This is a genomic window from Streptomyces sp. 8N616, assembly GCF_052246385.1.
Lineage (GTDB): Bacteria > Actinomycetota > Actinomycetes > Streptomycetales > Streptomycetaceae > Streptomyces.
Genome location: NZ_JBQQBY010000038.1, coordinates 1 through 25,966 on the forward strand (window position 1 = coordinate 1; position 25,966 = coordinate 25,966).

The following is a 25,966-nucleotide window of genomic DNA, read 5'->3' on the forward strand; positions in this document are numbered from 1 at the left end:
GTTCACCCACCGCCGGGCAGCCGTGCCGCTCTTCCTCACCGCGCTCTCGTACGGGCTGGTCGGCGCGGTGTACTGGGCGTTCGCCGTCGAGGCGATCTCCCGCGAGGACGCGGGCGGCGGCACGCCCACGGCACCGCTGTTCTGGACCCTGATGGGCCTGGCAGGCACTGCAGGCGCGCTGACCGGTTACGTCATCGCGCGGTACGGTCTGCGCCGCACCCACGCCTGGCTGTTCACCGGCATCGCGGCCGCGGTCGCCCTGCTGGGCGCGGCGCCCGGCTCGCTGCCGGCCGTCGCGCTGTCCGCCGTGCTTTACGGCCCGTGTTTCATGGCCGGTTCGGGGCTGCTCGCGGTGTGGAGCTACCACGTCTTTCCGGAGCAGCCCTCGACCGGCTTCAGCGTGACGGTCTTCTTCCTGGGTCTGGGCACGGTCGCCGGTCCCGCGGTGCTCGGCGCCTGTGCCGACCGCTACGGGCTCCGGGCCGCGTTCCTCGTCACGGCCGCCATCGCGGCCCTGACGCTGCTGATCCGTCCGCCGGCGCGCGCGGCGGCGCGGATCACCGGCCGGGAGCCCCAGCGGCGCGCTCCTGCCGACCGGTTCGGCCTCAGCCGGTCGACCAGCAGCTCGTAGGCGTGGCGTGGGCCGGGTCGAGGGCGTTGGCGGTCTCGTGGAAGGCGAGCCGGTCGAGGAGTGCGATCGCCACGTGCTCCGACAGGTCGACCGGGCACAAGTCCTGGAGCACGACGTTGCGGACGTCGGGGCCCGAGAGGAACTGCGAGCTGTACGGCGTGACGACCTCGTCGTACTTGGTCGCGATGACGGTGTAGTGCACGCCGGGGACGGTGTCGCCGCCCTCGTTGAGCTTGCGCAGGAACTCCGATCCGGTGATCTGGTCGGTGAGGCTCGGGGCCATGCCGTCGATGGCGTCGTCCGCGCCGGGGAAGTAGTCGAGCAGCTGGGTGAACCCGTTCATGGTGGTGCCGTGGTTGGAGGGCGCAAGGCCGATCAGGGCGTGCACCTTCGCAGCACCGCCCAAGAACTTGAGGTAGTAACGCGGCATCATGCCGCCCTGGCTGTGGCCGACCAGGTCGGCCTCGGGGGCTCCGGTCGCCGCCAGGACGCGGTCGACGTAGGCCGAGAGCTGGCCGGCCGAGTCCTCGATGGGGCCGAGGCCGTGGAAGAGCGGGACGCCGGGCAACTGGCCGTAGTCGAGGGAGAAGACGCAGTAGCCGCGCGCGACCAGATACGGGGCGAGGCCGAGCCAGTTGTCGGTCGCGTTGCCGAAGGTGCCGTGGACGAGGACCACGGGGCGGGGGTGGGCGGTGGACGGCTTGCAGGAGAAGTCGTTCCAGCCGCTGGACTTCGCGGCGGAGGCGGAGGCTGAGTCGGACGTGGACGCGTCGTCGGCCGGGGCGGACGCGGTGGCTGAAGCGGTGGTCAGGGCCAGTGCGGCGGTCAGCAGGGCGGCGGACAGGACGCGGAGTCCCCGCACCCGTTTCCAGGGCAGCTTCATGTGATCTCCTCGCGGGGGGGGGCAAACGGGCTGGGTCAACCCGTCTCCCTGTGATCCGGATCACAAGACAGCTGTTCTTGTTTCAAGTTACGGGCGAGTAGAGCTACTGGCCAGTCATATAGCGGTAAAGAAACCGACACATGACCTTCACGCGACGTCCCAATCGTTGGCCAACGCCGAGGCGGGGCGGATCGCCGAGGCACCGAAGCGGGCACGCGCCCGGTCGGCCACGGCCTCGACGCGGCGGGACTTCTCGTCGGCGGCGTCGAACGTGAGCTGATGCGCGGCCAGTTCAGCGCTCGCCAGGTCCTCGGCCCGCAGCGATACCGTGCGCACCCGGGCCCTCTGGAGGGCGAGAGCGTCGTGCAGCGCGTACGCGGCGGCGGTCAGCGCCGGGCCGTGGGCGGTCGGTTCTGGCAGGGCGCGGGTACGTGTGGTCGTGGAGCGGTCGGCGTAACGGACGGTGAGTGTGAGCGCCCGGGCGACCTGGCTCTCCGTACGCAATCGGACGCCGAGTTCGTGCGCGAGCGTGAGCAGCGCGCGGCGCCGCGCGTCCGGGTCCAGCTCGTCGCGGTCGAAGCGGTGTTCCGCACCGATGGAGCGGGCGGGGGCGTTCGGGGTGACGGGGGTCGGGTCGATGCCGCGCGCCCGCTCGTGGACGCGCCGCCCGGCGGCCGCGCCGAGGATGCGCTGGAGGGTGGCCGGCGGTGCGGCCGCGATCCGCTCGACGCTGTCCAGGCCGTACGCGGCCAGGGTGCGGGCGGTCGCCTGGCCGACGCCGTGCAGCGCGGTGGCGGGTTTGCGGGCCAGGAAGTCGGCGACCGCGCCCGGGTCATCAGGGGCGGTGCGGATGGGGGCCGCGCCTGGCGCGGGGTCGTGGGCGGCCATCCTGGCGAGCAGCGGGTTGGCGGCGACGCCGATGGTGCAGTCGACGCCGTAGCGGGCGAGCGCACGGACCCGCACGAGCGCGGCGATCCCGGCCGCGTCGCGCCTGAAGTAGCGCAGCGCGCCGCGGACGTCGACGAGCGCGGCGTCGGGCGGAAGCGCCTCGATGACGGGGCTGAACTCGCGGAGCAGCCCGAGAAGCCCTTCGTATGTGTCCGCTCCGAGCGCCCCTTCGGCCCCGGCACACCGGAACCGCACGTACAGCACGCGCGCGTGCGCCTCAGCGGCACGCTCGCCCTCCCCGCTCTCCGGCTTCCTGTTCGGCCGCCCGCGCCCGGCAGCCCCCACGCGCGCGTGCGCCTCGGCGGCACGCTCACCTGCCGTCGGCCGGGAGCTCGCCGGGCTTCCGGCGTGCGCGCCGGGCGCCGGGCGCTCGGCGTGCGCGCCCGCATCGGCAGGCTGCCGGCCGGTGGCTGCCGAGCCGAGGCGCGGTGCGGCCGCAGGGAACGCGCCTTCGGCGGTGGCCACCACCTCGGCTGCCGAGAGGTCCCGGGCCCGCGGCGCCCCCGTCGCGGGACTGGTCGCCGGAGAACCCGTGCGGAGGAAGGCCACGCCTCCGGCTTCGGCCGGCACACGTGCCGACGGGTCCTTCGCCAGGCCCGAGTTCAGGGCGAGCGCGGTCGCGACCGCCAAGCGGTCCGGGGCGGCGGACGGGCCGACGCGGGTCCGTTCCGGTGCGCGGAGACGCGGAGCGGCGGCGGTCATCGTCCTGCGCTCCCCGGGCTGGAGTGCCACAGCTTGCGGCCCGTGGGGGTGCCCTCACCCGCGGGGCGGAGGTCCGCCCAGGGATGCATCTCGTAGCCGGTGGGCATGCGGATGCGGCGGCCGTTCGTAGCGTCCGCGGCGTCCTCGTCCTCGGCACCCGCATCGTCCGCGTCGCCGGACGGGGCGGCGGGCTCCTGAGCCGAGTCGCCGTCCGCGCTCGGCCCGCCGCCGGGGCCCGCCGCCAGGCGGGCCGCGACCGCGTCCAGGCCGCCCTCGCGGCGCAGTTCCGCGAGCTCGGCGAGGTTCCAGGCCGCCGCGCCGACCACGCTGAGGCTGCGCGGCCCGCGCCGCTGGACCACTCCCCGTACGAGCAGCAGCCAGGAGTGGAAGACCGTGTGTGCGCAAGCCTCATGGCTGTCGTCGAAGAAGGCCAGGTCGACCAGGCCCGTGCCGTCGTCGAGGGTCGTGAAGATGACCCGGCGGCCGGAGCGGATCGGCGGGGTCTGCGTAGCGGCCTTGGCCCCGGCGACGAGCACCGTCTCACCGTGCCGCGCGTCGCCGAGACGCCGCGCCGGGATCACACCGAGCTCCTCGAGGAACTCCTGGTGGTCGCCCATGAGATGGCGGGAGGTGTCCATGCCGAGCACGTTCAGCTCGGCGCCGAGGCGCTCGGACGCGTCGAGGTCCGGAAGCCCCAAGGGCTCCGCGACATCGGCTCCCGTGGCTCCCGTGCCTCCCCCGGCTCCCGTCCCCGCGTCCAGCGGCAGCTGCCCTGCGTGTGCCCCGCCCCTGGGCGCCCGCTGCCGCCGGTGCAGTTCAGCGATGTGCAGCAGCAGGTCGCGGCGGTTGTCCCCGAAGGCGTCCAACGCGCCAACCTGGGCGAGCCGTTCTGCGACCGGCCGCCCCGGCCGCGCGCGCAGCCACAGGTCCTGGAGCGAGGCGTACGGCTGTCCGTCCGCGATCCGCTCGGTCCCGGCCTCGCTGATGCCGTGCACCTCGGAGAGCGCAAGCCGTATGCCCCACTTGCTCTCTGGAGCATCCCCTGAAGCGCTCCCTGAAGTGCCCCCTGCAGCGCCCTCTGAAGCACCCTCAGAAATGTCCCATGATGCGGCTTTATCGCCAGACACCAGTTCGATTAGATAAGCGGCGCCCGACCGGTTCACATCCAGCGGCAGGATCGGCACCCCGCGCCGCCGCGCGTCCGCGAGCAGCAGCCGCTTCGGGTACATCCCGGGGTCGTGGGTGAGCAGCCCCGCATAGAAGGCGGCCGGGTGGTGGGCCTTCAGCCAGGCGGACTGGTACGTCGGCACGGCGAAGGCGACGGCGTGCGCCTTGCAGAAGCCGTACGAGCCGAACGCCTCGACGATCTCCCAGGTGCGCGCGAGCACTTCGGGCTCGTAGCCCCGCTTGCCCGCTTCCTCCCAGAACCAGGCCCGCACCCGCCCCTGCCGCTCCGGGTCCGACAGCGCCCGGCGCGCCTCGTCCGCGCGGCCCCGCCAGCAGCCGGTCATGATCCGCAGGATCTCGATGATCTGCTCGTGGAAGACCACGACGCCGTACGTCTCGCTCAGCACGTCCTCCAGATCCGGGTGCGGATAGCGCGGCGCCTTCCGCCCGTGCCGCCGCTCGATGAACGGCCGCACCATGTCCGCCGCGACCGGGCCCGGCCGGAAGAGCGAGATGTCGACGACGAGGTCGTGGAAGGTGCTGGGCTGCAGTCGCCCGATCAGATCGCGCTGGCCGGGCGACTCGATCTGGAAGCAGCCGAGCGTCTCGGTGGAGCGGATCAGGTCGTACGTCGCGGGGTCGCCCGGCGGCACCGTGGCCGGGTCGTCCAGGTCCACCCGCTCCCCCGTGGCCCGTTCGATCTCGGCCACGGCGTGCGCCATCGCGGACTGCATCCGCACCCCGAGGACGTCCAGCTTGAGCAGCCCGAGTTCTTCGACGTCGTCCTTGTCGAACTGCGACATCGGGAAGCCGTCTCCGCTGCTCGCGACGACGGGCGTACGGGCGTGCAGCGAGGCGTCGGACAGCAGCACCCCGCAGGGGTGCATGGCGATGCCGCGGGGCAGCCCGTCGAGCGCCTCGACCAGCTCCCACAACTTGCCATGACCGAAACGTTCCTGTGCGGCACCCTGCTCGGTCCGCGCGGCCTGCCCGGCCCGCTCGGCCTGTTCCGCCTGCGCGGCCTGCTCCGCGGCGATCGCGCGCAGCTCCGGCAGCTCCGCGAGCGCGGCCCGCGCGTCACGGGCGCGGATGTGCGGGAACGCCTTGGCCAGCCGGTCGACTTCGGCCGGGTCCATGCCGAGGGCCGCGCCCACATCCCGTATGGCGTGCCGTACGCGATAGGTCTCTGGCATCGCGACGGTGGCGACCCGCTCGGCCCCGAAGCGGTCGAAGATCGCGCGGTAGACCTCGAGCCGCCGCGCCGACTCGACGTCGATGTCGATGTCGGGCAGCACGCGCCGGTCCCTGGACAGGAAGCGCTCCATCAGCAGTCCGTGCTCCACGGGGTCGGCGTGCGCGATGCCGAGCAGGTGGTTGACCAGGGAGCCGGCGCCGGAGCCGCGGGCGGTGACCCGGATGCCGAGCGCGCGGGTGTCGTCGACGACCTGGGCGACGGTGAGGAAGTACGAGGCGAAGCCGTGGAACGCGATGATGTCCAGCTCCTCCTGCAACCGCTCCCAGCGCCTCCGGTCGCGGTCGTAGCCGCGCAGCACCATGGCGGCGGCGCAGCGGGAGGCCAGGGCGCGGTCGGCGGTCCGCCGCTCCGCGCCCACCAGGTGCGGCTCGGGGAAGTGCACGCTGCCGAGCCCGAGGTCGTCCTCGGGGTCGACGAGGCACTCGGCCGCGGTCCGCAGGGTCTCCTCCAGCAGGCGATGCGCGGCGTCCCGTCCGAAGCCCGCGGCCTCGGCGACCCGCTCGGCGATGCGCGCCATGTCCCGGGCGCCCTTGAGCCAGCGCTCGCCGGTATCGAGGGTGTCGGGCTTGCGCGGGTCGATCGGGACGAGGCGGCGGGCGGAGTCCAGCACGTCGGCGACCGGGCCCTGGCGCGGGTCGGCGTAGCGGACGGCGTTGGTCAGCACGGCCCGTACGCCCTGGTCCGCGGCGAATCCGACGGTGCGGGCGGCGAGCCGCAGCGAGCCGGGGCCCGTGCCCTTGCGTCCGTGGTGCACGGCTTCCAGGCGGAGGGCCTCGCCGTGGATCTCCCGCCAGGGTTCGAGCAGCCGCGCTGCCCGGTCGGGGCGGCCCGCGGCGAGGGCGCGGCCGACGTCGGAGTCGGGGCCGAGCAGCACGGTCAGCCCACTCCCGCTCCCACTCCCACTCCCGCTGCTGCTCCCGTTGGCGCTGTCCGCGGACTTCTCCAGGTCCGCCCAGTCCAGTACGGGCCGCTCGGCCTCGGTGTCCGCGTGGGCGGCGGAGATCAGGCGGCACAGGGCGGCCCAGCCGACTGAGCCATCGCGGGCGAGGAAGACCACGCGGGGCGCGGACTCGTCGATGAACGCTCCGCCGCGCACCGGCGTGCGTCTGCGTGACGTAGGCCCTCGGGCGTCCTCCACCCGCTCCCCTATGGCCAGTTCTGTACCGAACAGCGGCCGGACTCCGGCCTTCGCGCACGCCTTGGCGAACCGGACGGTCCCGGCGAGGGTGTCCCGGTCCGTCAGCGCCACGGCGTCCATGCCGCGCTCCGCGGCACGCCAGGCCAGCATCTCCGGGTGCGCGGCGCCATACCGCATGGAGAACCCGGAGACGGTGTGCAGATGCGTGAATCCGGGCACCCGCACCTCCTGTCGCTCGCCCACCCCCTGGCCGAATCCTTTTGCTTTCCCACCCCTAACCATAGACCAAGCCTCGAACATTCGTACGACCAGATACGGGCGGCGCGCCGCCGGAGCTCCTCGTACGCCCGGTGATCTTCTAGGGAACGGATCTTCCTCTGGCGCGGCGAGGAGCGAGGAGCGGCGATGGCCCGGACAGGCGGCGGCGAGCCCGCACGTCCGGGAGACTCCGGCGCCGTCCAGGGCACCCTTCTTGGCGAGATTCAGGAGCGCGGTCTCGGAGCGTGCAGCGCTGCTGATCGTCGGCGTACCGGCGCTGCAGCTCGCCTTCTCGCCTCCTACATCGGCGCCTTCCACGCCCCGGAGCCGCACCGCATCCCGATCGCCGTCGTCGCCCCTGGACAGCTCCGGGCCACGGCGGTCGAACGGCTGCAGTCGCTGCCCGGCGAGCCGCTCGACGCGACCGCGGACGTACGCGACGAGGCCGCCGCGCGCCGCGAGCTCAGGAACCGCGACATCGACGGCGCGCTCGTGATCGTCCTCATCGCGGGAAACCCGAGCGCGGGCGGCGCGTACCCGTATCCGCTGCTGCCGGACTTCTGGCGCACCATCGGCCCCTCACTGCCGCCCGGCGCGGCGACCTGGACGGCCCGCTCGATCGCGCACTTCGGCGGTAACGCGGTGACGGGCCCCCTGCTGGTCCTCTCCACCTGGGCGGCGGGCTGCACCCTGGCCACCCTCGGGCTCGCGGCCTCCCCAGCGCGCACACCGCGGCATGACCGACCACCTCACCAGGATCCCGGCCCGGCCCGGGACTGGAGCTGGGGAACGGCGACGGCCCGCCAACGGCTGATCCACCGGCTCGGTGTCGGTCTCTCACATGACCGCGGACCGGGACGAACTGAGCGGCCTGAGCCGCTCCACCCGGGACATACGCCACCGCGTGCTCGCCCGCTGGCCAGCGCTCCGCCCCCTACCACCACAGAGGCCGTCCTCCGGCAGTTGAACATGGACCGCCGGCCCCCAACCCGCAGGGTCCCGCCTGACGGCACTTCGCCCCACCGGATGAACCAGCTGGGCGGAGCTATCCAACAGGGTTCTTCGACGTGGGGGCTCTCGCATTACCTCAGGGAGTCCTCGATCGCCTCGAAGATGTCCGAGTCGGTCTGCTTCTGCCAGTCCGGCAGGTCGGGCCAGTCGGCCACGTAGCCCGGCTTTGGGTCCTCGAAGTGCTTGAACATCTGCGCCGTCCAGCAGGTTGCGACGAAGCGGCCCTTCTGCTCGCGGGTCAGTCGTGACGCGTGTCCGCCGCTCGCGTCGAGGAACTGACGCACCTGCTCATACACGGCACCCGCAGCCTCGCGCTCCCACTCCGGGGTTTCCTCCCAGGGAATCACGTAGCCGGGCTTCGGCTCGCCGGGAAAGTGCTTTCGCACGCCCGCGATCCAAGTCTCCCGGAACAGTCGCGCGCCCTCGGTCTGCGGCATGCCAACCTTTCTCGTCACGTCATGCTCAAAGCGGCGATCTCGGCCCCCAGCTCGGCCACACGGCCATTGCGAGCAAGGGGGCCGAATTCGTCTCGTAGGCCCTGGAGTCTACGGGCGACGTAGCCGGAGGAAGATTCCCGAGCGAGTTGCAGAGCCTCACGGCCGAAGGTAACGACCTGCTCGGGGTCGCGATGCTTCGCTCCGATCGCGGCGAGATCCACAAGGACAGATCCGCGACGGCGAAACGACTGCCCCTGAGCAAGGGCGCCTTGGTCCAAGGCGCTCATGAGAGCCGTCTCAGCAAGGTCGAGGCGGCCGAGCTGTACGTATCGGGCCCCACGTTCCTCGGCCAGCCGCGAGCCGTCGAAGCGGAGCCAGCCGCCATTGTGGGCGTGCCCGCCCAGGTCGATCACCTTCTCCGCCTGGTCGAGAGCGGCGCTCGCAAGCGGCCAGGTCGCCCAGGCCGGCATACGCCTCGGCCTGAACGGAGGCGACCCAGTGACGCGTTGACAGCGAGCTGTCTCCTCGCCCAGCGATTCTCTCGGCAGCCGCAAGAATGCCCACGGCCTCGTTGTACTGCCGCTCGGACATCTCGACGTACGCGTGCCGCACGAGCGCGCAGGCCCAGAGGTCGAACGATCCTGCCTCCTTGCTCGCCGACGCGGCGAGCGTGTAGGACGCCGCAGCGTCCATGTGGCGGTTGCTGTCGAAGGCCAGTTCCCCAGCGAGCTGGAAGAGATCGCCCGCAGCGCTGCAGAGAACCCTGGCCTCTGCGTCCGATCTGCCATCCAGCGTCGTGTTCAGTGCCACCAATTGCTCCCGCACGATCGGATAGACCGAACCCTTCGAGCGGGCGAGCTGGTACACCTGCCACAGATGGCTGTTCATGCGCAGGAAGTCGGCGGATGCTCCCCGACGCACCCCTTCAGCGAGGGCTTCGACCTCGTCGGCGGGCAGAGCCGCAAGGGCGCCGGTTACGGCAATCACGCGCAGAAATTCGCGTCGGATCATGTCGTCGATGCTCCCCCAGCCTTGGCGGTCGCTGGGCGGCGGCCCTGCGGACGCCCATCAGATTGACCGGAGCTGGGGAGGCGTTGACCAGCGTGACGGTCTCGGCCTCTGGGGCGGGACCGGCCGGGTTGATGAGCGCGGCCACGATGCGCAGAGGTGCGTCACCGTAAGCGGGCCTGCGCGGTGCGGTCTCGATGGCGTGGCCGGTGGTGTCGTCGGTGTGCCAGGCCTGGGACTGGAAGGCCAGGAATACGGCGACCCAACGCGATTCGGCGGGCAGGTGCAGCAGCAGTCCGCCGTCCTGCCAGACCCCGTCGTCGGCACGGAACCGCCCGGTGTTGCCCTGGTTCATGTGAACGTCGTGCACGCCGTTGCCGGGCAGGAATCCGAAGATCTTGTCGCGGCGGGCCGATTCAGGCCCCCATCGCTGCCCGAATACGTACACGGCGACCATGGGATCCGCGATGGCTCGCCCCACGTAGTGGTCCAGCAGATCGGCCAGGTCGTTGTCCACGCCCGGCAGGTCGGGTGGCAGCGGCCGCATCGAAGTCGGAACGAACAGATTCCCGCGGATGAAGTCCAGGCTGGCCGTGCCCGGCTGCGACGGCAGTGGCGTCCATCCGCTGGCGGCCGGCGGGAGGAGCTGTGTCACCGGATGGCGGAAATCGCCGTCGGCGATGAACAGCAGCTCGGACGGGGCCTGCTGGGACTGGACGTTGATAGCCGCCCGGTAGGCGGTACCTGCGCTGTCGGTGAGGTGTATTTGGTAGTGCGGAGTATCGGCGGCTCCCTCGCGGCGCCGTCCAATGGCGCGGCAGGCCAGTACACCGTAGGAATCGAGTGGCATGGGTCCTCCGAAAACGCGGCGATGTGCCCGCGCAAAGCAGCTGGACGGACGAGAGAGCTAGAACTCGAGCACCACCCAGGCGGGATCGTGATCGCTGCCGTCACCGCCGTGCCGGGTGCGGCGGTCGATGAACGCGCCCTTCTGACGCGGCGCGAGCTGCGGACCGAGCCAGATCTGGTCGAAGAGCTCGTACTTGGCGGGCCGGCCGGCCTCCTTGAACCTGTGCGTCCACGCTCCCGAGGGCGGCGGGGGCGGGGTGTCGGGCTTGGGCTCGCGCGTCTCGACCGGATGGTCCAGTCCATCGGTCACGTCCAGGTCGGCGGAGTCGACGAGGGCGGCGAGAGTCGGTGCATCCGGAGTGTCGTTCATATCGCCCACCACGACGAAACGCCCGTCCGAGCGGCTGCGCTCGGCGAGTATCCGGGCGATGGTCTCCGTCTGCTGCCGACGTCGGGTGTCGGCGGCGGCCTTGCCGGCCTCAGGATCCTCCCCGGGTTCGACGAACTGGCTCTTGAGGTGATTGTTGAAGAGGGTGAAGAGGCGCCGGCTCGGGTCGCGGGGGTCCAGGACTTCCACTTCCAGCAGGTCCCGGCTGAAGACTCGCTTGTCCGGCAGCTCGGGGTGGACGGCGTGCTGCCAGGAAGTGACCGGGCCCAGCGGGAATTTCGACAGCAGGGCCAGATCGATCAGCCGGGGATCGTTGCCCTCGATGAGCGAGAGATGAGGGTAGGAGCCGCCGAGTTGCTGTGCGGCGAAGAACCGCAAGGTGTCGATGTCCTCGACCTCTTGGACTGCCAGCACATCGAGGTCCATACGGGAAATCCGTTCGGCGATCAATTTCTGATCGCCGGCCTCCTTTCCCTTGACCAGCTTTCCTTTGTAGGTGCGGATGCGCACCTGCTCCGGGTCCTCGAAGACATAACTGGCGGTCAGCCCACCGCCGGGCTCGGTCGGTTGAATCGCCGATATCTCCGCTCGGAAGTTGAACCGCGAAAACAGGTTGTTGAGGTTGAAGGTTCCCACCGTGACGTCCATATCGACCTCCGCTACAGCCTTGGGGACGGAGCTCAGCGGTCATACGTCCATCGTGATCCCGGGCCTCCGACGCGGCATCTGGATCACTGCTGGAGCAGGTGCCGGGACGACGGCAGCACCACGGGAAGCACGGAAACGCGGCAGGAAGAGGGACGCGCCGGCGGGGACCGGCGGTTTCCGGTCGAGATGGGGCGGCCAGGGAAGCTCGCGAAGCCACATTTGCGCAGGTCGGAAGGAAGTTTTTACTTGAACCAGGGAATTTTGTCCACATACTGGACGGGGGCGCCTGCGACCACACACCACCCCCGACCTGCCCGAATATACATTCGGCCACGGTGAGTTCGCGGCTCGCGACCGGAAGTGACCGATCGACGTGCGTTCACCGTTCGCATGAGCAAGACTCCCGTCCGGTATCTGCACCTGCGAACAAGGGAGTTCGATATGCGGTACAGCGTACGGGCGTTGGGAGCGGTCGCCGCTCTGACCGTCGGGTGGCTGGCGGGTACGAGCGGAGTGGCACAGGCCGGGACCGTGGAAGCGGACTCGCTCTACTCCCCGTCGGCCCTGGTGCTCACCGTCGGCAAGGGCGAGGACGCCACGACGGCCGCGGTACAGCGGGCCGTACTGCTGAACTGTGCTCCCAGGCCGGGCGGGACGCACCCGGCCGCCGCGCAGGCATGTACGGAACTCCGCGCCGTCGACGGGGAGTTCGCGGCGCTGGCGGGGGACGGCGGCCAGGGCCGGATGTGTACGAAGATCTGGGACCCGGTGGTGGTCACCGCGGACGGGGTCTGGGAGGGCCGCAGAGTCTCCTGGTCCTACACCTTCGCCAACGCGTGCGTGATGGAGGGGGGCATGCAGGGCGGCGCCGTCTTCGCCTTCTGACCTGACATGCGACCGCGGCCCCCGGACACTGTGGGGGTGCCCGGGGGCCGCGAGCCCCGCCGCTGTCGCGCGTCAAGCTGATGTGCGGAGGCCGAGTCGGCTCAGCCGGGTCGGCTCAACCGAAGTCGCGAAGTCGCGAGTCGCGAAGTCGCGAGTCACGTCAGCCGAGTTGCCTCGGCCGAGTCGCCTCAGCCGACGCGCGTCAGCCGATCTGCGCCCCGAAGACCTCGAGCGCCTCGGGCACCGGCTGGAAGTAGGTCTCGCCGCCGGACGAGCAGTCGCCGCTGCCGCCGGAGGTGAGACCAAGCGCCGTGTCACCCGCGAAGAGCGAGCCGCCGCTGTCGCCCGGCTCGGCGCAGACGTTGGTCTGGATCAGACCGTTGACCGTGCCCTCCGGATACGTGACGGAGGCGTCGACCGCCAGGACCTCGCCGTCGTGCAGCTGGGTGGTGCTGCCGCTGCGCTGCACCTGCTGGCCGACGGTCGCGTCTCCCGCCTTGCTGATCGCCTGCGCACTGCCGTTGTAGAGGTTGACCTCGCTCGGGTGGTCCACCTCCGATGTGTACGTCGCCAGGCCGTAGTCGTTGTCCGGGAAGCTGCCGTCCGTGGTGGTCGCGACCTCGGAGCCGCCCTCGGAGTCGGACCAGCTCGAGATGGCCTCGGTGCAGTGACCCGCCGTCAGGAAAGCCGGCTGGCCGTTCACGGTGACGTTGAAGCCCAGCGAGCAGCGCCCGCCGGAGCCCCAGATCGCGTCACCACCAGCGATCTTGGTGGTGAACTTCCCCTTGCTCTGCTTCAGTACGGCCTTGCCGTCCTGCGCCGCGATCTGCTTCTTCAGCTCCGCCAGCTTGGCGCCCTTGACCGTGCTGTCGGCGGTGACGACGACCTTGTTGGTCTTCACGTCCACCGCACGGGCGGTGCCCGTCACATCCTTCGCGGTGAGGGTGTCCTTGACGGAGTCGAGCTGGGCCAGCGTGTTCTTGACGAGCTTCGCCTCTGCGCCCTTCGCGCGGACCTGCTGGGCCGCCGCCTCGTTCACCACGTTGACCACGAGCTTCTTGGCGCCGGCGTCGTAGTACGACCCGGCGGTGTCGGCTCCCAGATCGGAGACGAGCGTGGACGCGAGCTTCCCCGCTGTGGTGGACGTGAGCGTGTCCACGCTGGGGGTGGTTGCGGCGTTGGCGTTCGACAGTGCGAACGCGGTGGCGACGACAGCCGCCGCTCCAGCCGCTGCGACGGCCGTGCGGCGCTTGGAAATACGTCGGTGCTTCAAGTCGAGACCTCCAGTGGGGGGTTGGGCCCGCTGTGGGGAGCGTCGGCCCGGAGGACGTATGCAGCTGTACCGAACGAGGACGTGACTCCCGCGCGACACCGCTTCGCGTCGGCCGCTCGCGGTTCGCATCACAAGTCGCGTCCATGCCAAAAGGCCAAGTGCGCCGCAGAGTATTCCGAGGTTCGGGGGTGGTGCACAAGACCGAGTTCAGGTCCTCGTACGCCAAAACCGGTGCGCCCCCTCGCAAAGGGGGCGCACCGGTAGCGGCGCACGTCAGATCGGCGTACGGGCTCCTAGGACGGCGGGAGTTTCAGCGGCGGGGCGGTGGATACGTCCGGCTACGCCTGTCCGGTAATCGACTCTCCAGTTCCGGATTCCGATGGCGAGTGGCCCTCCTCCGGGCCGTTGCCCGCCGGGCCGTCGCCCGCCGGGCGGCCGCCGTCGCCGTGCGGGGCGGTGGCCGGAGACTCCAGTGCCTCCTGCTCGGGCTCCGGACCGAGCTCCGGCTCAGGCCTCAGCTCGGGCTCCAGCTCGGGCCCGGGTCCCAGATCGGGCTCCACCCCGGGCTCCAACCTGGGCTCCGGTTCCGACTCCGGCTCCGGTTGCTGTCGCGAATCCGGCGCTGCCTGCACCGAGGGGTGCTGCGGGCCCTCGTGGGCGCGCTCCAGGAAGCGCAGCAGCTCCACCGGGATGGGCAGCACCAGCGTGGAGTTCTTCTCCGCGGCCACCGCCATCACGGTCTGCAGCAGACGGAGTTGGAGCGCGGACGGTGTGTCGGCCATCTGCGCGGCCGCCTGGCGCAGCTTCTTCGAGGCCTGGAACTCGGCGTCGGCGTTGATGACGCGGGCGCGCCGCTCGCGGTCGGCCTCCGCCTGGCGGGCCATCGACCGCTTCATCGTCTCCGGCAGCGACACGTCCTTGATCTCGACCCGGTCGACGGTCACGCCCCACCCGAGCGCCGGGCTGTCGATCATCAGCTCCAGGCCCTGGTTGAGCTTCTCGCGGTTCGACAGCAGATCGTCCAGCTCGCTCTTGCCGATGATCGAGCGCAGTGAGGTCTGCGCCATCTGCGAGACCGCGAACCGGTAGTCCTCGACGTTGACGACCGCATCGGCGGCGTCCACGACCTTGAAGTAGACGACGGCGTCCACGCGCACCGTCACGTTGTCCCGGGTGATGCCCTCCTGAGCGGGCACCGGCATCGTGACGATCTGCATGTTCACTTTGCGAAGCCGGTCCACGCCCGGAATGATCATGGTGAACCCCGGCTCGCGCACATGCGGCATGAGCCGTCCGAGGCGCAGGACGACCCCGCGCTCGTACTGCTTGACCACCCGGGCTGCCGCCATCACGTAAACCGCGCCGCAGGAGAGAGCGGCGACCCCCGCTGTGACGAGCTCCTCGACCATCACGGCCACCTGCCGTCCGTATCGCGAGTGATGCCCGCGCCCGGGCACCCGGGCCCCATATGGGGTCTGATCTCCACGATAGTCCCGCCCAGATCGGGCCGGGAGGGCCTGGGAAGGCCCCGGGGAGGGGGCGGCGGCCGGCGGGCGCCCGCCGGCCGCCGCCCAAGATCAGCAAGTGATCATCAGGGGCCGAGCAGAGGCTGAGCAGAAGAGCTCAGCGGAGGCTCAGCACAAGATCAGTAGACGCTTACGCCGTAGGCGCTCAGCGCCTCGGTGACCGGCTGGAAGTAGGTCGTACCGCCGGAGGAGCAGTTGCCGCTGCCGCCGGAGGTGAGGCCGATCGCCCGGCTGCCGGAGTAGAGCGGGCCGCCGCTGTCGCCCGGCTCCGCGCAGACGTTGGTGCGGATGAGGCCGTAGACGATGTCGCCGCCACCGTAGTTGACCGTGGCGTTCAGGCCGGTGACCGTGCCGCTGTGGGTGCCGGTGGTGCTGCCGCGCCGGGACACGGACATGCCGACGGTGGCGTTGGCGGCGCTGGTGATGTCCACGCTGCCGACGGTGCCGGGGTGGCTGACCGCGGAGTTGCTGTAACGGACCAGGCCGTAGTCGTTGCCGGGGAAGCTCGAGCCGGCCGTCGGGCCGATGAGGGTGGTGCGGGCGGAGTTGGTGTACCAGCTGCCCGCGCCGTCGGTGCAGTGCCCGGCCGTCAGCAGGTAGTACGTGCTGCCGCTGCGCACGTTGAAGCCCGCGGAGCAGCGCCAGCTGCTCGCGTAGATGGCGTCGCCGCCGGAGAGGAGCTTGCTGAGCTTGCCGGGGGTGCGTTCGATCCGGATCGCTCCGGAGTTGGTCCCCGCCTGCTGCCTGATCTTGGTGATCTCGGCCTGCGAGACCGTGCTGTCGGCGGTGACGACGAGGGTGTTCGTCTTGGTGTCGACATGCCACGCGGTGCCCGCCACGTCAGCGGCGAGCACCGCGTCGCCTGCGTCCGAGAGCTGCCGCGCGCTGTAGGTGGGAGCCGGGGGCTCGGCGCTGGCAGTGGGGACGGCGAGCGCCGTGGCGGCGGCGAGGCCGGACGCCACGGCGATCAGCCGCATACGTCTCGCCGCTCTGGTATGGGGGGTAGTGCGCTTGATCCTCACTTCTTCCTCCAAAGGGGAATCGGGGGTCCGCTTGGGTGGGCAGGCCCGTGAGGCGCAGCCGGAGAGCACGCCCGTCCGGAATCACACCGGATACCGGACACGTCGTGTTCCTGACAAGTGCGCTGTGGGGGGAGTATTCGGCGGCCGGGCCCGGAGCCGCAAGGGCGCCTTTCGGCCGTGATCCGCGCACACCGAAGGCCCCGGCGGCCCATGACCGCCGGGGCTCCGCGTCGCGCCCGGCCGGGGCTTCGACGCGTCACCGCGCCGGCTGGTTCCGCTCCCCCGCCGCGACAGCGAAGCCAGGCGTGTTGCCGGGCGGCGGGAACGGACGTGTGAAGTGCTCGGTGAAGGCGCGCGGCGGAAGCACCGCGCGAGGGACATCCAAGGTCACCGAGGTGTCCGCGGTCGGCGCAGCCGCCCGCGGAAAGGGAAAGCGGAAGCTGCTGCTTCCGCTCGTTCCTCCCCCAGCCTTCGGCTGGGAGATGTCCCCAGCGAAGACGGTCCAGAGCGATCTGTCGTGATCCACGACCTCCTCGCCCCGAGCCGTCCAGCGGCCGAGGATGTCCGGAATCCGACTGTCCGGAACGTCGGCCTGCCAATAGGTCCCAGTGAGGGAAGCGGTGAGGGAAGGCGGGCCGTACGGCGCCGAGACCGTCTCGGCGCGGTGCTCGAGCCGCGCCTTCCACTGCTGCTCTGCGTCGTCATCGCTCATGGTGCCGACCCTTCCATACGGGCGCGGGGAGCCCCAGGTGATCGCGGAGGGTCCGGCCCTCGTACTCCGCCCGGTACGCGCCGCGCTCCTGGAGCAGCGGCACTACGCGGTCCACGAATTCGTCGAGCCCGCCGGGCGTGAGGTGGGGCACGAGGATGAATCCGTCCGCTGCGTCCGTCTGGATGAACTCGTCGAGCTCGGCGGCGACCGAGCCCGGGGTGCCGATGAAGGACTGCCGCCCCGTCGTCTCGATGACCGTCTGCCGGATCGACAGCCCTTTCGCCTCGGACAGCGCCCGCCATTTCGCGGCGATGGCGCCCGGGTCTCCGACCCGCACCCTGCCCTCGGCGAGCTGCGCATCCGGGTCCGGGTCGACGCCGGGCAGCGGCCCGTCCGGGTCGTACGCGCTCAGATCCCGGCCCCAGATCTGCTCGAGGGCGACGATCGCGGTCTGCGGGGAGACCTGCTGACTGCGGATCTCGGCGGCCTTCTCCTGTGCCTCGGCCGCGGTGTCGCCGAGGACGAAGGTCACCCCTGGCATGATCTTGAGGTCACCGGGCTGCCGCCCGTACGCGGCGAGCCGCCGCTTGACGTCGGCGTAGAAGACGCGGCCCGCCTCGAGAGTGCCGTGCCGGGTGAAGATCACGTCGGCGGCGGAGGCGGCGAACTCGCGCCCCTCGTCGGAGTCCCCCGCCTGGATGACGACGGGGTGGCCCTGCGGGCTGCGCGGGACGGTGGTGGTGCCCTCGATCGAGAAGTGCTCGCCGTGGTGCCTGAACGGGCGCGGCTCGCCGGCCGCCCCTGGAGAGTCGGGCGTCCAGGAGTCCCACAGCTCGCGGGCGGTGGCGACGAACTCGGCGGCCCGCGTGTAGCGGTCGGCCCGGTCGAGGTAGCCGCCGCGCCGAAAGTTCTCCCCGGTGAACGCGTCGGAGGAGGTGACGACGTTCCACCCGGCACGGCCTCCGCTGAGGTGGTCGAGGGAGGCGAGGCGGCGGGCGAGCTCGTACGGCTCGTTGAAGGTCGCGTTGACCGTGGCGGCCAGGCCGATCCGGTCGGTGACCGCGGCAAGGGCGTTCAGCACGGTGATCGACTCGGGCCTGCCGACCACGTCGAGGTCGTGGATGAGCCCCTTGTGCTCGCGCAGCCGCAGCCCCTCGGCGAGGAAGAAGTAGTCGAAGAGACCGCGCTCGGCGGTGTGCGCGAGATGCGCGAAGGAGGAGAAGTCGATCTGGCTGCGGCTGCGGGGATTCGCCCAGACCGTGGTGCTGTTGACGCCGGGAAAGTGGGCGGCGAGATGGATCTGCTTCTTGGTGTGCCTGCGGTGGTTGCCGTCGGTCATGCGGCTGTTCCCCCTGTGCGTGCGTAGCGGTTGACCGGGCGGGTCAGGCCCAGGTGGTCACGGAGTGTGGTGCCCGGATAGAAGCGACGCAGCAGCCCGCGGTGCTGGAGTACGGGCACGGTGCCGTCGACGACCCGGGCGAGGTCGCGTGGTGCATCGGCCGGGCGCAGATGGAAGCCGTCGGCGGCGCCCGCCGCGTGCCAGTCGCCGATCCGGTCGGCGAGCTCCACGGCGTCCGCGGTCGTGTGGAGTTCCACGGGCAGCGAGGCGAGTACGGTCAGCCGGGCCGGGTTCCGGCCGAACTCCCGGGCCCGCTCACGCAGTTCCTCGCCGACCGCGCGCGCCGAGCCGGGGTCGGCGGCCCGTACGAAGGCGACGTCCGCGTACCGGGCGGCGGCCTCCCGCGGTGGTTCCGCGGTGACGTCGACGGCGGTCACCGGGTGGCCCTGGGGCGGGCGCGGCACGATCGACGGGCCGCGGACCGCGAAGGTCGCGCCCTGGAAGTCGACGTAGTGCAGCTTGTCGCGGTCGATGAAGCGGCCTGTCGGCACGTCGCGTATCTCGGCGTCGTCCTCCCAGCTGTCCCACAGCCGGGCCGCGACGTCGGCGACCTCGCCCGCCTCCCGCCAGAGCGCACCCGCGGGCGCGACCGGGCGGCGGCCGAACAGCCTGGCCTCCGCCTCGGTCGTCGACACGTCGACGGTCCAGCCGGCCCTGCCGCGGCTCACCCAGTCCAGGGTCGCGACGGAGGTGGAGACGTGGAAGGGCTCGGTGTGGGTGGTGGTGACGGTCGGCACGAATCCGATCCGCTCCGTGGCGGGGGCGACCCGGGCGAGCACGGCGAGCGCGTCGAGGCGGCCGGCCGCCCGGCCCCGGCGCGAAGTCCGCCCCGGGGCCGCGAAGCCGTCGTCGAGGGTGACGAAGTCGAGCGTGCCGCGCTCGGCGAGCCGCGCGAGCTCCACGTAGTACGAGGCCTCGTACTGCCCGGGGCCGTCGATGGCGGCCGCGAGATGGAGCGGTCGGGCGAGAGCGGGCATGGTTCCCTGCCTTTCGTGGGGGGCAGCGCGCGACAGGAGAGGTCGCACAGAGACGTGAGCAGAGCCCGGGCGGCGGCGTCGTTCCGCCGGAACGCGAGCGCGCGGGTACGGGGCTGGTTCCGGGAACGCGAGCGCGCGGGTACGGGGAGTGCCCGGCGGCGAGTTCGGGCGGCAGCGCGACGGGCAGCGTGCCGCCGCAGGCGCCGTACGTCCACTCGGCGAGCGAGGGCGATGCCGGCGGCCTGGATGGGCCGGTTGCACGGCTGCGTCGTTCACGGGCATGCGCGAAGGCTCCGTCGATGCTTCAGGTCGAACACGGGTGGCGCCTTCACACAGCCGCGCCCCTCAGCACGGCCAGGGACCGAGGCTATGCCTCGCGCAGGGCTCACTGTCAAGGCGGTCCAGACTGTGAGCCAATGGACTCAGGGCAGTTGACGCGAAATACGGATGCCTGTTCCACTTGGGCCATGCATGCATGGCAGCGGCTGGTCACGCGCAACCACATCGACTTCGGTCGGGTGTGGTCGTCGTCCTGTTCGCGCTGACCCCTGCCGCTGAGCCGATCCGGCCCTCCCCCGGCCGCATGCGGGTGAACCCAGGCACGGCCACGGCAGCCTCAGCACATCGGTCTACCCCGCGCCTTCAACACAGCGCGTCCTCGCGCTCCTCCCCTCCCCTCGCCCCACCCCTGCAGCGCGGTCAGCAGCCGTCGCAGGGGAACGTTCCCCCTGTTCGTCCGACGCGGAGCGACGGGCATCGCACCGGGGACGGCCTGTTCACCCGTACGACCCCCGCGTCCCCCATCCGGCCAGCGGCATCCGAAGTAGCACTCCGTCAGCAGCCGTACACGGCAGGAACTCTGACGTTCCAACATTCGTTCTGCACCAGTACCGTCACGAAACCCATGTGCGAGCGGTATCCCCTTGGCGCATCCGCCGCATCATGGACGACCATAGAGAGGCGGGACGCACAGACCGCGTGTGAGAGAGGAGGCGTCCATGGGATCGGTGCGCAAGGCGAGCGCCTGGCTGGGCCTCGTCGACGACCACGACGACGACCGCTACTACGACGACGAGTACGGCGAGGAGTCCGGGCAGCAGCAGCCGAAGGACGCCTGGGTGACCGACCCGCGTGTGCGGGTGGCCGCCGAGACGGCCCAGGAGGAGGGCAGCCGGATCGCCACCGTCACCCCGGACGGCTTCCGCGACGCCCGCGGAATCGGCGAGCTCTTCCGGGACGGTGTCCCGGTGATCGTGAACCTTACGGCCATGGAGCCCACCGACGCCAAGCGCGTGGTGGACTTCGCCGCCGGGCTGACCTTCGGGCTGCGCGGTTCCATCGAGCGGATCGCCACCCGGGTCTTCCTGCTCACCCCCGCCGACTACCAAGTGGTCAGCGGCGACGCCGGCCGCTCCGCGGACGGCTTCTTCAACCAGAGCTGACGGCAGGGCCGCTCACCGCGCCCCCTCCCCGCTCCCCGCCTTCATCTGAATCCCACGGCATTCACCTGAAGGCTTCGATCCCGGTGAGCGCCTTGCCCAGCACGAGTTGGTGCATCTCGACCGTGCCCTCGTAGGTGAGCACGGACTCCAGATTGGTCGCGTGCCGCATCACCGGGTACTCCAGCGAGATCCCGTTGGCGCCCAGGATCGTCCGGGCCGTGCGGCAGATCTCGATCGCTTCCCGTACGTTGTTGAGCTTGCCGAAGCTGACCTGCTCGGGCCGGAGCTTGCCGGCGTCCATCCGCCGCCCCAGGTGGTGGGCGAGCAGGATGCCCTTGTGCAGCTCGACCGCCATGTCCGCGAGTTTGGCCTGGGTGAGCTGGAAGCCGCCGATGGGCCTGCCGAACTGCTCGCGGGTCTTCGCATACTCGACCGCTGTCTCGAAGCAGGTGCGCGCCGCGCCCATCGCGCCCCACACAATGCCGTAGCGGGCGTGGTTGAGGCAGCCCAGCGGCCCGCGCAGCCCGGTGGCCTCGGGGAGGACGGCGTCGGCCGGGAGACGGACGGCATCGAGGATGAGTTCGCTGGTGACCGAGGCCCGCAGCGACCACTTGTGCTTGATCTCGGGCGCGGAGAAGCCGGGGGCGTCGGTGGGGACGACGAAGCCTCGGATGCCGTCGTCGGTGCGGGCCCACACCACCGCCACTCCGGCCACCGAGCCGTTGGTGATCCACATCTTGCGGCCCGTCAGGACCCAGTCGGAGCCGTCGCGCTTGGCGTACGTGCGCATGCCCGCCGGGTCGGAGCCGTGGTCGGGCTCGGTCAGCCCGAAGCAGCCGATGACCTCGCCTGCCGCCATCCGCGGCAGCCAGTGCTGCTTCTGCTCCTCGGAACCGAAGCGGTGGATCGCGTACATGGCGAGGGATCCCTGCACGGAGACCAGGGAGCGGATGCCGGAGTCGGCGGCCTCCAGCTCGAGGCAGGCGAGGCCGTACTGCACGGCGCTCGCGCCCGCGCAGCCGTAGCCCTCGAGGGACATGCCCAGCGCGCCGATGGAGCCGAGCTCGCGGGCGAGTTCGCGGATGCCGGGCAGCTCACCGCGCTCGTACCAGCCGGCGACGTCCGGCAGTACGCGGTCGGCTGCCCACTGCCGTACGGTGTCGCGCACCGCGAGGTCCTCTGCGCTGAGCAGGTCGTCGAGGCCCAGCGGATCCCGGGGATCGAACGGCGGCGCGGACATGGGTCCTCCTGGGGGCGCCTCCAGCGGCAGCTGGGGGAGATCATTTGCGGCTCGGGCCCGACGCTACGACCAGGCGGGGTCTCCCGTCCAGAGCGCTACCGTGCCCTTCCCGGCGCTCGTCGGCGCGCCACTCCGGGCACCCCACGGACACCGCGGACACCGGGCGAACATGCTTCAGCCGGAGCTCTCCGCGCCGACACCGGCGCGGGTGCGGGTCTGCTGCCCGGGGATGGCACCGTCCGGGCTCGTCATCGCCGCGCGGCTCCCGCTGCTCCCGCGCGGGGCCCGCTCAGGCTGCGGGGCCGACGCGTAGTCCTCGCCGCACTCCATGACCCGCGGCAGCCGCAGCGCGGCGAACGCGCCGAGCAGCAGCAGGGCGGCGCTCGCGATGAGCGTGACGTGCAGGCCGTGGACGAAGGCGTCGCGGGCCGCGTCGCGCAGAGCGGTGCCGGCGGGGCCGCCGAGCCGGCGTGCCACCTCGTACGCCTCGCCGAGCGAGTGGCCTGCCGCGCCGCTCGCCGCGGACGGCACGCCGGGCACCGTGGACACACCGGGCGTGTAGGCGGCGTTCATGACGCTGCCCAGCAGCGCGATGCCGATGCCCGCGCCGAGCTGGTAGGAGGTCTCGCCGATCGCGGCCGCGCCGCCGGCCTGCTCGGCGGGGGCCTCGCTCAGCATCGACTCGTACGCGCCGAACAGCGTGGTCTCCAGGCCGAAGCCGAGCAGCACGAAGGCGACGGTGAGCAGCGCGGGCCGGTCGTACTGGCCCATGAAGGTCAGCGAGAGCACGGCGGCCGCGGTGAGCGAGAAGCCGAGGGCGACCATGATGCGCGGGCCGAAGCGCTGGAGCATGCGGGAGCCGAGGAGCCCGGCGGCCATCGCGGCGACGGTGAGCGGGACCATCCGCAGCCCGGTTTCGAGCGGGGAGAGCCCGAGGACCAGCTGGAGGTACTGGGTCGCGATCAGCTGGAGGCCGACCAGCGCGAGCATGGCGAGGACGATGCAGCCGACGGAGGTGCCGAAGGCGGGCCTGGCGAACATCCGCAGATCGACGAGCGGGTGCGCACGGCGGCGCTGGCGCCGTACGAAGAGCACGAGCAGCGCGGCGCCGACGAGCAGTGGGCCGAGGGTGACCGGGTGGAGCACGGCCTCGCCGCCGCCCGCCCGCTTCACACCCAGCACGACGCCGAAGAGCCCGAACGCGGCCAGCAGCGCGCCGAGTACGTCCCAGGGGCCGTTGCCGTCCCCGGTGGACTCGGGCAGCAGCCAGCGGCCGATCGGCAGGATGACCGCCATCAGCGGGATGTTGACGAGAAAGACCGAGCCCCACCAGAAGTGCTCGAGGAGAAAACCGCCGAGCAGCGGTCCCACGGCCGCGCCGACCGCGGCGACCGCGCTCCAGATGCCGATGGCGAGGGCCCTCTCGCGCCGGTCGGGAAAGACCTGGCGGAGGATCGACAGCGTGGCGGGCATGATCATCGCGCCGCCGACGCCGAGGAGGGCGCGGGCCGCGATGAGGACGTGCGGGCTGTCGGCGCAGGCGGCGAGGGCGGAGGCGACACCGAAGAGGCCGTAGCCGAGCAGCAGGATGCGGCGGCGTCCGACGCGGTCGCCGAGTGTGCCGAAGAGGATGAGGAGGGACGCGGCGACGAGCGGATACGCGTCGACGATCCACAGCAGCTCTATCGCGCCGGGGCGGAGGTCCTCGGTGACGGCGGGAACCGCCACGTGCAGGATGGTCGCGTCGAGCGCGACGAGCAGCAGGCTGACGCAGAGGACGACGAGCACGGCCCAGCGGTTGCCGCCTCCGCCGGCCGCGCTGCGCCGATGCCGGGGAACGTCCGCCGGCCGCGGGTCGCTGGCCGTGGTCGTTCCGGACATGTACGCACCTCCCAGTCTGCGCTCGCGGTCGGACGGGCCCCTGGAGCGGACTGCGGCTCTGGCAGGCCCAGTATCGAAAGCGAGTGAGCCGCCAGGGTACGCGAGTCGGGGCGCACTGAACGTGGCCCGGCTCACCTTTGTCAACCACGACACATCGCCTTCCCCGCGTACATTCGGGCGATGCCTACCCACAGATGGCCTGAGGTGCGCGGAGCGTGATGACGGAGGGGGTGTGCGCGGGGCGCGGGAGCGGATACTCCCGGTGTGCTCCCAGTGTGCTCCCGGTCGCCCGGACGCACAGCGAAGCCCGAGGTCATGGCCGTGATCGCAGCAGAGGTGCCGGCATACCGAAGCGCGCCCGCAATGCGAACCGCGAAACGTGTCGGCGAATTCCGGGCCACGCACAGGTAAACGCCGCGGCCATCGCACGGGAGAGTGCCGGGCAATAAGTCCCGGGAAATTCACCCAGCAGCCACCCGGGTTTTGTCGGAAGGGCCTCGAAAGGGGGTTGTGGAAAGGCTCACCCACATCACATCGTCATCACGAACCCGCTGCTTCGTCCGGGGCCGCCGCTCACCCCCTGTAACGTCGATTGGGTGCGTACCGAGCGAATCTTCGCCCGGCTGGAGCAGGAGCCGGAGCGACCAAGCAACCGCGATGTCCCGCGGATGAGCCGACACCGCGTGGTGCTGTTCGGTTCTGCCGTGGTGTTCTACGCGGCGATCGTCGCGGCCGTATTCGTGAGCGACCACCTCGTCCTCGTGGACTGGCGGGTGATGCTCTTCCGGCCGTACAAGCAGTGGCCCGACCTCCACGCGTTCCTGGACTACTTCGTGGTGATGGGTCAGCGCGGGCCGACCGCGGTGCTGGTGGCCGCGTGGCTGGGCTGGCGCTCCTGGAGGCAGCGGACGCTGCGCCCGCTGCTGGCGCTGGGCGTCGCGCTGCTCCTGCTCAACATCACGGTGGGCGCGGTGAAGATCGGGCTCGGCAGACTCGGCCCGCACTACGCGACGACCGTCGGCTCGGCCGAGATGTTCGCGGGCGGGGATATATTCCCTTCGGGTCACACCGCCAACGCCGTGGTGACCTGGGGCATTCTGGCCTATCTCGCCACGACACCGCAGGCCCGGCGGGTGCTGTCCGTGGTCGCCGCGGTCTTCGCTCTCGGGGTCGGTGCGACCACCGTCTACCTCGGCACGCACTGGGTCAGCGATGTGCTGCTCGGCTGGGCCGCGGGCCTGGTGGTCCTGCTGGCGCTGCCGTGGTTCGAGCCCGCAATCGCCTGGTGCGAGGCACACATCCTCGCCGCCAGGGACCGGTTCCGCGAGGGCCGCGGGCTCGCGCCCGCGCCGGTGGCGCCGGCGGCCGCGCAGCCACCGCTGGTGGCAGCCCAGCGGGCCGTACGGAACAACGAGGCGGCGCGGCTGCACCACCCGCCCAGGCCGCACACCGTCCGGTCCGAGCGCACGCCCGTCACGCCGACGGGCAGCCGCCGGCCGCCGCACCTGGACCGTACGCCGCGCACCGCTCCGCTGGGCCCCGCGGCCCAGCGCGGGCGGGCCGGCGGCTGACGCGGCCGGCGGTCTTCTCGGTGTCCCGGGCCTTTCAGTCCGCGGGGACGGTACGCACACCCTCTCCCCCGCAAGCGGCGGCCCCGGCGCTCCTGCTCGAGCGCCGGGGCCGTCGCCGTTTCCGCGTTCGACGTTTCGACGTATGCGGGTATCCGGTATCCGGGTCTCTGCCTGTCAGCACCTGTCCGCCGCGTCAGCCCTTCCAGCAGCGGACCACTTCGCCGTCCTTGACCGCGAAGTTGATGCGGCCGGACAGGTACTCCATGGTGATGATCGCGTCCGGCGGGAGGCTGCGAACGGTGCTCCAGCCGAGGTCCCGTGCCCGCGTCTCGGCCGCCTCTGCCTCGAGTCCGACATAGGCCTCGAGGTCGTCGTCCGCCGGCTCCGCGCGATTCGAAGTGTCGTTCATGAGGCCCACCGTAGGCCGCGGCAGGTGTGAGACGGAAGGCACACCCGGCCCGCCGCGGCATCCCCGTCTCGTCACGCTTGTGTCACAGACGGGCACCGCTCATATCCCCTGATGGCCGTCACTCGTACGGGCATTCCTGGGCCTTCGGGAACGCCCGGAGAATCTCGCCGAATTGCGCTTGCGGAGCGGGACGTCATTTCGGCGGGAATTCCGAACGCGGGCGCCGGCCAATCAAATTCACGGCCCGCTGGACTGCTTCCACGAGCCCCAACGGAACGCGGTGCGGGGGGCCGGTAGCGCGACCGC

20 protein-coding genes and 1 pseudogene are annotated in these 25,966 nt (G+C 71.4%); 5 read left to right on the top strand and 16 right to left on the bottom strand.

What is annotated here, in order from left to right:
• The coding region (locus tag ACTWQC_RS28550; RefSeq protein WP_443318709.1) for a YbfB/YjiJ family MFS transporter at nucleotides 1-631 on the top strand (631 nt) is incomplete at its 5' end.
• Here ACTWQC_RS28550 and ACTWQC_RS28555 read toward each other — a convergent pair.
• The 3 genes from ACTWQC_RS28555 to ACTWQC_RS28565 form a co-directional block, all read right to left on the bottom strand.
• Nucleotides 606-1,514 (bottom strand): esterase/lipase family protein, encoded by a 909-nt coding sequence (locus ACTWQC_RS28555; protein ID WP_443318710.1) that lies wholly within the window; start codon nucleotides 1,512-1,514, stop codon nucleotides 606-608. The two genes, ACTWQC_RS28550 and ACTWQC_RS28555, sit on opposite strands and share 26 nt — an antisense overlap.
• Nucleotides 1,515-1,661: 147 nt before the next feature.
• Nucleotides 1,662-2,666: a DNA polymerase Y family protein gene (locus tag ACTWQC_RS28560; protein ID WP_443318767.1), complete on the bottom strand. Its 1,005-nt coding sequence runs from the start codon at nucleotides 2,664-2,666 to the stop codon at nucleotides 1,662-1,664.
• A gap of 494 nt (nucleotides 2,667-3,160) precedes the next feature.
• On the bottom strand, nucleotides 3,161-6,943 hold the full coding sequence (locus ACTWQC_RS28565; protein ID WP_443318768.1) for a DNA polymerase III subunit alpha: 3,783 nt from the start codon (nucleotides 6,941-6,943) through the stop codon (nucleotides 3,161-3,163).
• Nucleotides 6,944-7,196: 253 nt separating this feature from the next.
• On the opposite strand from ACTWQC_RS28565, the pseudogene ACTWQC_RS28570 reads away from it, so the two are divergent.
• Nucleotides 7,197-7,696, top strand: a pseudogene (locus ACTWQC_RS28570) (hypothetical protein); the annotation flags it as partial.
• A 368-nt stretch (nucleotides 7,697-8,064) separates the two neighbouring features.
• Here ACTWQC_RS28570 and ACTWQC_RS28575 read toward each other — a convergent pair.
• The 4 genes from ACTWQC_RS28575 to ACTWQC_RS28590 all read right to left on the bottom strand — a co-directional run bounded on the left by ACTWQC_RS28575 (nucleotide 8,065) and on the right by ACTWQC_RS28590 (nucleotide 11,323).
• Nucleotides 8,065-8,430: a hypothetical protein gene (locus ACTWQC_RS28575; protein ID WP_443318711.1), complete on the bottom strand. Its 366-nt coding sequence runs from the start codon at nucleotides 8,428-8,430 to the stop codon at nucleotides 8,065-8,067.
• 297 nt (nucleotides 8,431-8,727) lie between these two features.
• Complete coding sequence (locus ACTWQC_RS28580; RefSeq protein WP_443318712.1) at nucleotides 8,728-9,441, bottom strand: hypothetical protein; 714 nt, start codon at nucleotides 9,439-9,441, stop codon at nucleotides 8,728-8,730.
• Entirely contained in the window at nucleotides 9,356-10,288 is a 933-nt protein-coding gene (locus ACTWQC_RS28585) for a DUF2278 family protein (protein ID WP_443318713.1), read from the bottom strand. The genes ACTWQC_RS28580 and ACTWQC_RS28585 overlap by 86 nt, the downstream gene beginning before the upstream one ends.
• 57 nt (nucleotides 10,289-10,345) lie before the next feature.
• Nucleotides 10,346-11,323 (bottom strand): endonuclease/exonuclease/phosphatase family protein, encoded by a 978-nt coding sequence (locus ACTWQC_RS28590; protein ID WP_443318714.1) that lies wholly within the window; start codon nucleotides 11,321-11,323, stop codon nucleotides 10,346-10,348.
• Nucleotides 11,324-11,764: 441 nt separating this feature from the next.
• On the opposite strand from ACTWQC_RS28590, the gene ACTWQC_RS28595 reads away from it, so the two are divergent.
• Nucleotides 11,765-12,208 carry a subtilase-type protease inhibitor gene (locus ACTWQC_RS28595; protein WP_443318769.1) on the top strand — a complete coding sequence of 148 codons (444 nt, stop codon included), beginning with the start codon at nucleotides 11,765-11,767 and terminating at the stop codon, nucleotides 12,206-12,208.
• Nucleotides 12,209-12,410: 202 nt separating this feature from the next.
• Here ACTWQC_RS28595 and ACTWQC_RS28600 read toward each other — a convergent pair whose 3' ends face one another.
• The 6 genes from ACTWQC_RS28600 to ACTWQC_RS28625 form a co-directional block, all read right to left on the bottom strand.
• Nucleotides 12,411-13,481, bottom strand: coding sequence for a S1 family peptidase (locus ACTWQC_RS28600; RefSeq protein WP_443318715.1), 1,071 nt, complete (start codon nucleotides 13,479-13,481; stop codon nucleotides 12,411-12,413).
• 338 nt (nucleotides 13,482-13,819) lie between these two features.
• Nucleotides 13,820-14,890, bottom strand: coding sequence for a slipin family protein (locus tag ACTWQC_RS28605; protein WP_443318770.1), 1,071 nt, complete (start codon nucleotides 14,888-14,890; stop codon nucleotides 13,820-13,822).
• A gap of 236 nt (nucleotides 14,891-15,126) precedes the next feature.
• Entirely contained in the window at nucleotides 15,127-16,029 is a 903-nt protein-coding gene (locus ACTWQC_RS28610; protein ID WP_443318716.1) for a S1 family peptidase, read from the bottom strand.
• A gap of 256 nt (nucleotides 16,030-16,285) precedes the next feature.
• Nucleotides 16,286-16,741, bottom strand: a complete 456-nt coding sequence (locus ACTWQC_RS28615) for a DUF1684 domain-containing protein (protein WP_443318717.1) — start codon at nucleotides 16,739-16,741, stop codon at nucleotides 16,286-16,288.
• Nucleotides 16,731-18,080: an NtaA/DmoA family FMN-dependent monooxygenase gene (locus ACTWQC_RS28620; RefSeq protein WP_443318718.1), complete on the bottom strand. Its 1,350-nt coding sequence runs from the start codon at nucleotides 18,078-18,080 to the stop codon at nucleotides 16,731-16,733. Before ACTWQC_RS28620 ends, ACTWQC_RS28615 begins: the two co-directional genes overlap by 11 nt.
• Complete coding sequence (locus ACTWQC_RS28625; protein ID WP_443318719.1) at nucleotides 18,077-19,117, bottom strand: LLM class flavin-dependent oxidoreductase; 1,041 nt, start codon at nucleotides 19,115-19,117, stop codon at nucleotides 18,077-18,079. The genes ACTWQC_RS28620 and ACTWQC_RS28625 overlap by 4 nt, the downstream gene beginning before the upstream one ends.
• A gap of 998 nt (nucleotides 19,118-20,115) precedes the next feature.
• Here ACTWQC_RS28625 and ACTWQC_RS28630 point away from each other — a divergent pair.
• On the top strand, nucleotides 20,116-20,559 hold the full coding sequence (locus tag ACTWQC_RS28630; protein ID WP_443318720.1) for a cell division protein SepF: 444 nt from the start codon (nucleotides 20,116-20,118) through the stop codon (nucleotides 20,557-20,559).
• 61 nt (nucleotides 20,560-20,620) lie between these two features.
• Here ACTWQC_RS28630 and ACTWQC_RS28635 read toward each other — a convergent pair whose 3' ends face one another.
• Together ACTWQC_RS28635 and ACTWQC_RS28640 are read right to left on the bottom strand one after the other, a co-directional pair.
• The gene (locus tag ACTWQC_RS28635) at nucleotides 20,621-21,799 is read right to left on the bottom strand and encodes an acyl-CoA dehydrogenase family protein (protein WP_443318721.1); all 1,179 of its coding nucleotides are present in this window, start codon (nucleotides 21,797-21,799) and stop codon (nucleotides 20,621-20,623) included.
• Nucleotides 21,800-21,973: 174 nt separating this feature from the next.
• Nucleotides 21,974-23,680 (bottom strand): MFS transporter, encoded by a 1,707-nt coding sequence (locus ACTWQC_RS28640; protein ID WP_443318722.1) that lies wholly within the window; start codon nucleotides 23,678-23,680, stop codon nucleotides 21,974-21,976.
• Nucleotides 23,681-24,276: 596 nt separating this feature from the next.
• On the opposite strand from ACTWQC_RS28640, the gene ACTWQC_RS28645 reads away from it, so the two are divergent.
• Complete coding sequence (locus ACTWQC_RS28645; protein ID WP_443318723.1) at nucleotides 24,277-25,251, top strand: phosphatase PAP2 family protein; 975 nt, start codon at nucleotides 24,277-24,279, stop codon at nucleotides 25,249-25,251.
• A 193-nt stretch (nucleotides 25,252-25,444) separates the two neighbouring features.
• On the opposite strand, the gene ACTWQC_RS28650 is transcribed toward ACTWQC_RS28645, so the two are convergent.
• Nucleotides 25,445-25,660 carry a proteinase inhibitor I78 gene (locus ACTWQC_RS28650; RefSeq protein WP_443318724.1) on the bottom strand — a complete coding sequence of 72 codons (216 nt, stop codon included), beginning with the start codon at nucleotides 25,658-25,660 and terminating at the stop codon, nucleotides 25,445-25,447.
• Nucleotides 25,661-25,966 lie beyond the last annotated feature (306 nt).

Coding starts and splice junctions, on each gene's coding strand:
- ACTWQC_RS28615 (WP_443318717.1), bottom strand. CDS start 16,741: ATGAGCGATGACGACGCAGAGCAGCAGTGGAAGGCGCGGCTCGAGCAC.
- ACTWQC_RS28620 (WP_443318718.1), bottom strand. CDS start 18,080: ATGACCGACGGCAACCACCGCAGGCACACCAAGAAGCAGATCCATCTC.
- ACTWQC_RS28595 (WP_443318769.1), top strand. CDS start 11,765: ATGCGGTACAGCGTACGGGCGTTGGGAGCGGTCGCCGCTCTGACCGTC.
- ACTWQC_RS28625 (WP_443318719.1), bottom strand. CDS start 19,117: ATGCCCGCTCTCGCCCGACCGCTCCATCTCGCGGCCGCCATCGACGGC.
- ACTWQC_RS28650 (WP_443318724.1), bottom strand. CDS start 25,660: ATGAACGACACTTCGAATCGCGCGGAGCCGGCGGACGACGACCTCGAG.
- ACTWQC_RS28555 (WP_443318710.1), bottom strand. CDS start 1,514: ATGAAGCTGCCCTGGAAACGGGTGCGGGGACTCCGCGTCCTGTCCGCC.
- ACTWQC_RS28590 (WP_443318714.1), bottom strand. CDS start 11,323: ATGGACGTCACGGTGGGAACCTTCAACCTCAACAACCTGTTTTCGCGG.
- ACTWQC_RS28585 (WP_443318713.1), bottom strand. CDS start 10,288: ATGCCACTCGATTCCTACGGTGTACTGGCCTGCCGCGCCATTGGACGG.
- ACTWQC_RS28580 (WP_443318712.1), bottom strand. CDS start 9,441: ATGATCCGACGCGAATTTCTGCGCGTGATTGCCGTAACCGGCGCCCTT.
- ACTWQC_RS28605 (WP_443318770.1), bottom strand. CDS start 14,890: ATGGTCGAGGAGCTCGTCACAGCGGGGGTCGCCGCTCTCTCCTGCGGC.
- ACTWQC_RS28635 (WP_443318721.1), bottom strand. CDS start 21,799: ATGTCCGCGCCGCCGTTCGATCCCCGGGATCCGCTGGGCCTCGACGAC.
- ACTWQC_RS28640 (WP_443318722.1), bottom strand. CDS start 23,680: ATGTCCGGAACGACCACGGCCAGCGACCCGCGGCCGGCGGACGTTCCC.
- ACTWQC_RS28575 (WP_443318711.1), bottom strand. CDS start 8,430: ATGCCGCAGACCGAGGGCGCGCGACTGTTCCGGGAGACTTGGATCGCG.
- ACTWQC_RS28630 (WP_443318720.1), top strand. CDS start 20,116: ATGGGATCGGTGCGCAAGGCGAGCGCCTGGCTGGGCCTCGTCGACGAC.